The following is a 9,013-nucleotide window of genomic DNA, read 5'->3' on the forward strand; positions in this document are numbered from 1 at the left end:
TGTGGGCCTTTCTCGGTTTGGTGGTCATAGCGCAAGCAAAACACCCGGCTCCATTCCGAACCCGGCCGTTAAGTGCTGCCGCGCCAATGGTACTGCGTCTCAAGACGTGGGAGAGTAGGTCACCGCCAAACCTAGTAAGGCCCACAAACGTATCTCTCAAACGATCTCCCCCTGTCGCGGGATGGAGCAGCCCGGTAGCTCGTCAGGCTCATAACCTGAAGGTCGCAGGTTCAAATCCTGCTCCCGCAACCACTTCCACCGAACACGCATCGACACCGTGCAGCACACCCGGCTGCGCCTGATCGATCATCGCCGTGATCGACCTTTCAGTTCCAGAACCAGACCACCCTTTGCGCCCTCGTGGCGCACGACGACGCGCTTGATCAAACCGCGCAGCACGTCCAGTGCCGGCGTCCGGATCGCCTCGTCGCGCAGCGCGCCCGACAGCTCGGCGACCTTCTTGCGGTAGAGCTCGGCCAGCCCGGGGTGGAAGCGGACCGGAGCAGGGGAGGGGGCCTGCAAATCGGTCTCCAGCGCTGCCTTCCTCGCTTCCAGACCTTCGAGCTGCTGCAGCAGTCCCGGCGTCCGGAACTCATCCGCGATCGCATCATAGAAGCCCTGCAGCTTGCGCTCGAGCTCCTTCAGCGCCTTGGCTGCCTGCTGCCGGGACGCTGTCTCGGAGGCGCGCTCGGCATTGGCCGTCCTGGTGAAGGCGGAGACGAACTCGGCAACGGCGTCGGGTTGCATGAGGCGGTCACGCAGAAGGTCGAGGACCGCCTCTTCCAGAACCGCGCGCTTGATCGACTTGCGGGCATCGCAGGTGCCGAGCTTGCGGGCGTTGGAGCAGGCGATATAGTCCCGGCCGACGGCGGCGAAGGTGCCACCGCAGCAGGCGCAGGCGAGCTTGCCGGTGTGCAGGTGCGGGCCACGGCGCTTCTCCCGGAACTTGCTCTTCCGGATACCCTTAACGGCGGGCGTGGCGTCGATCGTGGACTGGCGGGCCTTCACGGATGTCCAGAGCGCGTCGCTGATGATGCGCAGCTCCGGCACCTCCTGGATGACCCAGTCGCACTCGGGGTCGAGGCGCGAAACGCGCTTGCCCGTCGCCGGGTCCTTCACGTAGCGCAGGCGGTTCCATACGAGGCGCCCGAGATAGAACTCGGTGTCGAGAAGGGTGGTGTGGCGGATGCAGTGACGGTGGCGCGTTCTGTGCGGACCACAGGCGTCAGGGGCGGCGCGTCACTTCCCCCATCGCAACCGATCAAGATAATCCCGCTATGAATCACCGTGTCGTCAGCGCAGGGCTTGGCGTGTGACTTCGGAATGACGAGCGTCAGAAGCGCCATCTGCGCGCCTGTCGGCCATAAGGCATCGCCTGTGTCACCGCTCCGCTGTGGGAGCCGCGCAGCACACATCAGTGCGTCCCGACCCGAGCCTGGCAGTCGGTCGCGGTGATCCCTACGCGCTTCGCGGGGCAAGGAACCTCACGAAATCCGCGAGGCAGGCCTTCCTGAGAGAGATTTCCAACTCGCGCCGCTCGCCCTCTGCGGTTGCGCGAAGGCCCAGTTCGGCGGCGCGGATCATCAGTGACACGAGGCCGATAGGCTCGTCCTTCGTGAAGGTCTCGAGCAGATGAATATGCCGTGTGGCCAGATCGGCGTCGCCGTCCAGAACAGCACGTTCCAGCACGCAGCCGTGAAACCAGATGACCGCATGGGCGAGTGATTTCCGCGCGATACAGGCCAGCCCATCTGCGATGGCCTGATCTCTTTGAGGGCTATCTTTGGCCGCAAGGACAGCCAGGCCGTAAATTGTCCCGCCGATATAGGCGTCCGACCCGGCACCGGGCAGCAGTGGCTCGATCCGCGCCCGCGCCGAGGCCATATCGCCGCGACGTAAAGCGACAAAGGCGTAGAGTGTCTCGACATCTTTTGAAAACCGGCTCTCGCCGCGCGCGCTGGCGAGTTTTGTGATGGCCTCCAGATCCTCTTCGAGTCCGCTCATATCGGCGTTTGCCAACCGCATCTCGGCGCGGACTTCGCGTCCGATCATCTCGGTCCGGGCCGCGCCGCACTGCAGGGCGCTGTCGACGGCAATATCGACCAGCAGATGCGCGCGCGGTCCCGGCTCGGCGAAGAACAGCGAGAAGGCCCGCATGAAGAGATATTCCTCGCGGACCAGCCCCAGACCGGCCTCCTCGGCCTTTTCCACAGCGCGCGAGAAGTGGTGGTAGGCGGTGGCGAACCGACCCGCTGCATAGGCGGCATCGCCGATGCCGCCGTGACCGCGGGCGATGCCGCGCGGGTCGCCGGTCGCCTCTGCCGCAGCCAGCGAGGCCCGGTGCTGGGCCATGCAGGCCGCATGGTCGCCAAGAACGAAGGCGCGGTTGCCGCGCTGCTCGTGAATCTCAGCCCGCCCGAGACCGCTGAGGCCAATCCTGCCGGCGATCTCCTCGGCCGCGTCCAGAGCCCGGTCGGCCTCGGCACCGCGGTCCATCCTGTGCAGCACCAGCGCCTGACGGCAGAGCATGGCGGCCCGCGTTTCCGCGCGGGTCGCGCTGGCGTGGGCGGCCCGGTAGTCATCGAGCGCGCCCGCCATGTCGCCCCGGATCCGCCGCAGCCCGGCGCGGCACGAGTGCAGTTCGGCCACGGCCTCCGGCTCGGCCCCGCGCGCAAGCCCCGCTTCCACATATGGCAGCGCCGCCGAGAATCGACGGGCGGCAATCATCGCGTTCGCAGCCGCGGCGGCGGCGCGGCAAGCCTCGGCGTCGCTGTCGGTCCTCAGCGCATGATCCGCCCAGCGGATCGGGTCGGTCTCGCGGAAATAGCCGGCGGCGCGGGCGTGCCACTCTTTCCGAAGCGGCACGGGGACGGATTCATAAATCGCGCGATGGACGAGGTCGTGGCCGAAGGCGAGCCCCAGATCCGCCGGGTGCAGCAGGTCGCCGTTCGGGCGCGGGCGTGGCAGTTCTGGAAAGATCGCGGCGCAATCGCTGGACGAAAACCTGACGCCGAGAATCGACGCCCGGCGCAAGGCCGCGCGCTCCTCTTCCGGCAGGCGCTCGATCTGTTCCTGAACCAGTTCCGCCACCGACTGAGGCAGGGCACCGGCAGACCATTTGGCTTCGAGCAGCCGGATCAGGAACAGCGGGTGCCCACCCGCGTGGGCAACGGTCGCATGGGCGGCAGCGTGTCCGGGAGCGATCGCTTGGACAAGCTCGCGCGCGGCGGCATGCGGCAGAGGTGACAACGCGATCCGCACGACCCCGGCCTGCGCGCGTGCCGAGAGCCGGTGGTCAAGACTGCCCTCATGTGGGCGCTCGGTGAGCAGGAAGATCACCGGGCTCTGCTGAAGACGGCCCAGAAGTTCGAGAATGAAATCGCCCGCGCCCAGCGGGCTCCAGTGGCAATCTTCGATCAGCACGATCAGCGTGGCTTCGCTCGCCGCCTGCCTTAGCGCGTCCGAAAGCACGTCGAGGATCAGGCGCTGCTGGGTTTCGGGATCGAGCGCGCTCATCCGAAGCGCCACATCCGGAGTGATCTCTGGATCGGCCAACCATGCCAGCACAGCCCGTTCCACCGCTGTCGCATCGGGCCTCGGCCTAGGGGCTATAGGCAAACTCGACGCCAGCCTTTGCGCCGGATGGCGCTCGCCGGGGGAAAATGCATCAAAACCGATTTCAACCGTCGCGCGCCCGGACCGCGCGGCGCGGTGCAGGATTTCGGTCGCGAGGCGGCTCTTGCCGATCCCCGCTTCACCCGAGATATGGACGACGAGACTGGTTCTCATGTCTGCGGCTGCCGCAATCGCGGCTTCGGCCTGAGCCAATTCAAGCGCGCGGCCAATCATCGGAAGCTGCGGACGCTGAGGCGCGGCCCCGGCCTGAAGGTGCACCGCGCGCTGGTCTGGCGCGGCTGCAAGGCCGAGGCGCGTGGCAAGGTGCCGGGCGAGCAGGACCTGACCGGGTTCCGCAAGCGCGGCGATGCGCCGGGCGTTGACGATGCAACGGGGCGGCACTTCGTTGGTCCCGCTGACATCGACCAGCCCGAAGGCCATGCTCGCTTCTGCCGCCGCGGCTAGTTCCAACGCGATGTTGGAGACCGGGCGCAGCTCTTGCCGGGTGAAGAGGAACGCGATTTCTCCTGGACCTGCGGAATGCTCTTGCCCTCCCGCCGTCAGAGCCGCGCGGCGCAGACCCGTGCGATCCGGCATCGGGTCCATCTCGAGCCCGAGCAGCAGATATGCCGGTGCGACCTCCGGCGCCGCGTCGCTCTGCATCGCCGGAGCCGGGGCCGGTGCGCCGCCAGAGCCGCGGCGGACCCGGTCGAAGAGAGCCCGCGTTTCCGGCTCGGGCACCGTGCCGAGGTCCTGTGCCAGCGCGGTTTCGAGCGCCTCAAAGCGCGCACGCGCCGCGCCGCGCATCCCATTGGAAGCGTCGATCCGCATCAGGCGGCGATGGGCGACCTCGTTGAGCGGATCGAGGCCGAGCAGGCGATGCGCCAGTGCCGAAGCGCCTGCGCTGTCCTCCACCCGCTCAAGCTCGCCCGCAAGCGTCTCGCAGGCGAGGCTGGTCAGTCTGGCGCGCTCGGCAGAGAGCGCCTGCTCGAGATCGGGCGAGACGCCGTCGTGACCGTCAAGGAAGGGGCCGCGATAGAGCCGCACTGCTTCCGCGGCGTCGTTGCGCGCAAGCGCCGCGTGAAACGCGTCGAGGTCGGTGGAGACCGCGGTGCCGAGCCGCAGGTCGTCGCCTTCTGCCTCGATCCACCCCTCGCCGCAGGCACGGCGGATCTGCGCCGACGCCTGCCGCAGACTGACCCGCGCCTGCTCGGCGTCGCTGGTTTCCCATAGCAGCGCGGCGAGCCGGGCCCGCGGCATGCTCCGGCGGCGCGCAGCGGCGAGCAGACCGAGCAGCATGCGGGCCTTTCGCGCACTCAGCGCTATCGGTGTGCCGTCGCGGGACAATGCGAGGCCCCCAAGGCACTCGAGCCAAAGCTCCATGGTTTCACGCGCCTTTCACGCCCAGCCTCCGCAGCGTTTCACGGCAATGGGAGAGAAAGCCCCCACGACCCGAAACAAGGTGAAACGACCCATGCAACTTTTCAAAAAACCATTCTGGTCGGGATGGCGGGTCCGTCGGGCTCGCCCGCCGATCGCACCGCACGAACTATCCCGCCACATCCGCGCCGATGTCGGCCTGTCGGACATTCATTCCGTTGATCCAGGCACGCGGCTTGCTATTCGCCACCCATTTCCATGGTGATCCAGATGACTTCTTATCGCAACAATCTGCCGCAATTGAGCGGCGAGCTTCTGCTGACCGACTCGGGGCTGGAGACAACCCTTATCTTTCTCGAGGGCCTCGATCTGCCCGCCTTCGCCGCCTATCCGCTGATGGAGAGCGCCGAGGGCCGTGAGGTTCTGGCACGCTATTACCGCCGCCATTTGGCCATCGCGGCGGATCACGGCACCGGCTTCGTGCTCGAGGCTCCGACCTGGCGCGCAAGCCGGGACTGGGGTGCCGAGCTAGGGCACGGTCCCGAGGATCTGGCCCGCATCAACCACGCGGCGATCAGCTTCCTGTCGGACCTGCGGGCGACCGCCAGCAGCGTCCATCCGGTGGTGATCTCTGGCAACCTTGGTCCGCGCGGCGATGGCTACCGGCCTGACACCGCGATGACTGCCGAGGAGGCCGAGGCCTATCACGCCGAGCAGATCGGCTGGTTCGCCGACACGGATGCGGACATGGTCAGCGCCTTCACGCTGTCCACCGTGGCCGAGGGCGTCGGCGTCATCCGGGCCGCCGTGAAGGCGGGGCTGCCAGTGGTGGTCGCCTATACGGTCGAGACCGACGGGCGCTTGCCCGACGGCACCGAGCTTGGCGCTGCGATCGCGCAGACCGACGCCGAAACCGGAGGGGCGGCCGCCTATTTCATGGTCAATTGCGCCCATCCGGACCATTTCCGCGATGCGCTCGAGGCCGGTTCCAGCTGGCTGAAGCGGATCGGCGGCATTCGTGCCAACGCCTCGCGACTCAGCCACGCCGAGCTGGACGAGGCCGAGGAACTCGACTCCGGAAACCCGGACGAGTTGGGCCGCGATTACGCCCGGCTGCGGCGTTTGCTGCCGAACCTGGCGGTTATGGGCGGCTGCTGCGGTACCGACCACCGGCATGTGGAGGCGATGGCCGACTGCTGCGTGCCGACCCGCGCGGCCTGATCCCTCTTGCCGCCCGCCATGGGCGGCAGGACCACCGCTTCGCCCCGATTTGGGGCGCGGCGCAGACAGACCCTTTTCAAGACCCGCGCCGGGATCTCCCCGGCCAAGTGATTTTCACCCAAGGCTCAATTTTCAACACCAGATCTCAAAGGATGATTTTCATGACCTTTGCCATGTCACCGTTTTCGATTTCCGGGCAGGCCACGCCCGCTTCCGACCACAAGCCCAAGGGGCATGCCTTGCGCTATCGCGGCGTTGCCTATCACCCGGCCCAACGGTCCTTTGCCGTAGAGCGGATTGGCCGGCCGATGATCTATCGCGGCATCGCCTATTTCGGCGAACCACGGGTCGAAGCGCCCGCCGGGGCCAAGGGCGAGCGGCGCTATCGCGGCGTCGTCCACTGACCGCAAATTTTCCCCATCCCCGCTGCTGCCGAACCCAATCGGCGGCAGCCCCTTCCTGATGAATGGATTTTACAATGACCTTTCGCTGCACTTTGTTGATGGCCCTCGGCCTTTCCACCGCGCTCACCCATCCCGCGCTCGCGCATGAGACCGAGCGCCGCACCGAGCTTTTCAAGCCGGGCGTCCATCACGCCGCCCAAGAGCTTCCGGCCAACGAGGCGGCGACGCTCGCCTCTGCCTCGGGCTACGGAGATTTCGGCTTTGATCCCGGCACGCAGGTGCCGCAGGCCCGCGCCGCCTTCGAGCAGGGCATCGCGCTGCTCTGGGGGTTCAACCACGCGGCGGCCGTACAGGCGTTCCGCGCCGCGCAGGAGGCCGACCCCGGCTGCTTTGCCTGCCATTGGGCCGAGGCCTATGCGCTTGGGCCCAACCTCAACGACGGGATGCACGAAGAGAATGTCGGCCCCGCCTTCGACGCTGCCTGGACCGCGGTCGACACCGCCGTGACCGAAAAGGAGATAGCGCTCGCCCGCGCTCTGGTGCTTCGCTACGCCTTCGAGGGCGGCGACCGGGCTCTCATGAACAAGGCCTTCGCCGAGGCGATGGGCGAGGTGGCGGTCCGCTTTCCCGATGACCCAAACATCCATGTCTTCCACGCCGACGCGCTGATGAACATGCAGCCTTGGGACTATTGGGAGGCGGATGGGGTCACGCCGAAAGGCAATGGGGCTGAGATCCTCGCCGCGCTCGAACGGGCCATCGAACTGGCCCCCGAGCATCCGGCGGCGCTGCATCTCTACATCCACGCGGTGGAGGCCTCCGCCGATCCCGCCCGCGCCGAAGAGGCCGCCGATGCGCTGCGCGGTAGCGTGCCGATGGCGGGTCATCTGGTGCATATGCCTGCGCATATCTACAACCGCATCGGGCGCTATGAGGACTCCATTGCGGTCAACACCGCTGCGATCGACGCGGATGAAACCTACCTCGGGCTTGCCGGTGATGGGGCCAGTGCGCTCTACCGTTATGGCTACTACCCGCATAACGTCCACTTCCTGCTGGTTGGGGCGCAGATGGCGGGGCTGAAGGACGAGGTGCTTTCGGCAGCGGAAAAGCTGGCGGCGGTGACCTCCGACGAAGTGTCCCGCGATCTTGCATGGGTTCAGGCGATCGACACCGCGCCCTACACGGCGCACGCGCAGTTCAGCGCGCCCGAGGTGACCCTTGCGCTGCCCGACCCGGGCGACGCCTTTCCCTTCGTGAAAGGGCATTGGCACTACGCGCGCGGCACAGCTTTGGCTCTGCAGGGTGATCTTGAAGGTGCGCTTGCCGAGCAGAAGGCCATCGAGGCGATCCTCGCCGAGGCCGACCTGTCGGGGCTGGAAGAGCAGTATCTCCCGGCGCATGACGTGCTGGAGATCGCCAAGCACATCGTCGAGGCGCGGATCTCGCAGGCGCAGGAAGACTGGCCTTCCGCCGAGCACCACCTTGGGGCCGCCATCGCGCTCGAAGCTACGATCTCCTACATGGAGCCGCCCTATTGGTACTACCCGGTCAGCCAGACACTGGGCGCGGTCCGGCTGCAAGCGGGTGACTTCGACGGTGCGCAAGAGGCCTTCGACGCGGCGCTGACCAGCCATCCCGGCAACGCCTGGGCGCTCTGGGGGCTCGCCGAGATCGCCCGGCGCGACGGCGCGCAGGATGCAGAGCAGAAGGCCACGGCGCGCTTCGACCGCGCTTGGCTCGGCAGCGGTGCGCCTGCGCTGAACCGGATCTGAAAGAGGGGGTGCCGCCAATCAGGGGGGCACCCCAACAGAGAGATTTCAAACCAGAGACTTCGGCGGCGCGTCACCCCGGTCATTTGCGCCGCCGCGTTGGTTGCCCAACGTGCCGCAGGCAAGGAGAGCATCTTCATGACAGACAAGACCCCCGGTTTCGACACGCTCGCCGTCCATGCCGGTGCCGAGCCCGACGCCGCCACCGGCGCGCGGCAGGTGCCGATCTACCAGAGCACGTCCTACGTGTTCCGCGATGCCGACCACGCGGCACGGCTCTTCAACCTCGAAGAGGTCGGCTACATCTACTCGCGGCTCACCAACCCCACGGTCTCGGCGCTGGCGGCCCGGGTCACCGCGCTCGAAGGCGGCGCCGGCGGCATCGCCTGCTCCTCGGGTCACGCGGCGCAGATCATGGCGCTCTTCCCGCTGATGGCGCCGGGCTGCAACATCGTCTCGTCCTCGCGGCTTTATGGCGGCACGATCACCCAGTTCAGCCAGACCATCCGCCGCTTCGGCTGGTCGGCCAGCTTCGTCGACACCGACGATCTGGACGCGGTGAAGGCGGCGATCGACGAGAACACCCGCGCGCTCTTCTGCGAGACCATCGCCAACCCCGGC

At 67.2% G+C, this 9,013-nt stretch carries 6 protein-coding genes, 1 tRNA gene and 1 rRNA gene; 6 read left to right on the top strand and 2 right to left on the bottom strand.

The features are described from left to right. Positions 1–16 precede the first annotated feature (16 nt). Both rrf and BM397_RS28670 read left to right on the top strand, forming a co-directional pair. A 5S ribosomal RNA gene (gene rrf, locus BM397_RS28665) occupies positions 17–131 on the top strand. Positions 132–175: 44 nt separating this feature from the next. After that, positions 176–252 (top strand) — tRNA-Met (locus BM397_RS28670). A 54-nt stretch (positions 253–306) separates the two neighbouring features. Here BM397_RS28670 and BM397_RS28675 read toward each other — a convergent pair. Both BM397_RS28675 and BM397_RS28680 read right to left on the bottom strand, forming a co-directional pair. Further along, positions 307–1,119 carry a recombinase zinc ribbon domain-containing protein gene (locus BM397_RS28675; protein ID WP_245696284.1) on the bottom strand — a complete coding sequence of 271 codons (813 nt, stop codon included), beginning with the start codon at positions 1,117–1,119 and terminating at the stop codon, positions 307–309. 339 nt (positions 1,120–1,458) lie between these two features. Further along, positions 1,459–4,914: an ATP-binding protein gene (locus BM397_RS28680; protein ID WP_176807008.1), complete on the bottom strand. Its 3,456-nt coding sequence runs from the start codon at positions 4,912–4,914 to the stop codon at positions 1,459–1,461. A 351-nt stretch (positions 4,915–5,265) separates the two neighbouring features. Here BM397_RS28680 and BM397_RS28685 point away from each other — a divergent pair, with 351 nt between their 5' ends. The 4 genes from BM397_RS28685 to BM397_RS28700 form a co-directional block, all read left to right on the top strand. Further along, positions 5,266–6,216 carry a homocysteine S-methyltransferase family protein gene (locus BM397_RS28685; RefSeq protein ID WP_092431537.1) on the top strand — a complete coding sequence of 317 codons (951 nt, stop codon included), beginning with the start codon at positions 5,266–5,268 and terminating at the stop codon, positions 6,214–6,216. 161 nt (positions 6,217–6,377) lie between these two features. Then, complete coding sequence (locus BM397_RS28690; RefSeq protein ID WP_092567526.1) at positions 6,378–6,620, top strand: hypothetical protein; 243 nt, start codon at positions 6,378–6,380, stop codon at positions 6,618–6,620. A 74-nt stretch (positions 6,621–6,694) separates the two neighbouring features. Then, positions 6,695–8,395: a tetratricopeptide repeat protein gene (locus BM397_RS28695; protein WP_092431529.1), complete on the top strand. Its 1,701-nt coding sequence runs from the start codon at positions 6,695–6,697 to the stop codon at positions 8,393–8,395. 135 nt (positions 8,396–8,530) lie between these two features. Further along, positions 8,531–9,013 (top strand): PLP-dependent transferase (locus tag BM397_RS28700; RefSeq protein ID WP_143187089.1); only part of this gene is annotated, 483 nt, incomplete at its 3' end.

The sequence above is a fragment of the Alloyangia pacifica genome (assembly GCF_900116195.1).
GTDB classification, from domain to species: domain Bacteria; phylum Pseudomonadota; class Alphaproteobacteria; order Rhodobacterales; family Rhodobacteraceae; genus Salipiger; species Salipiger pacificus.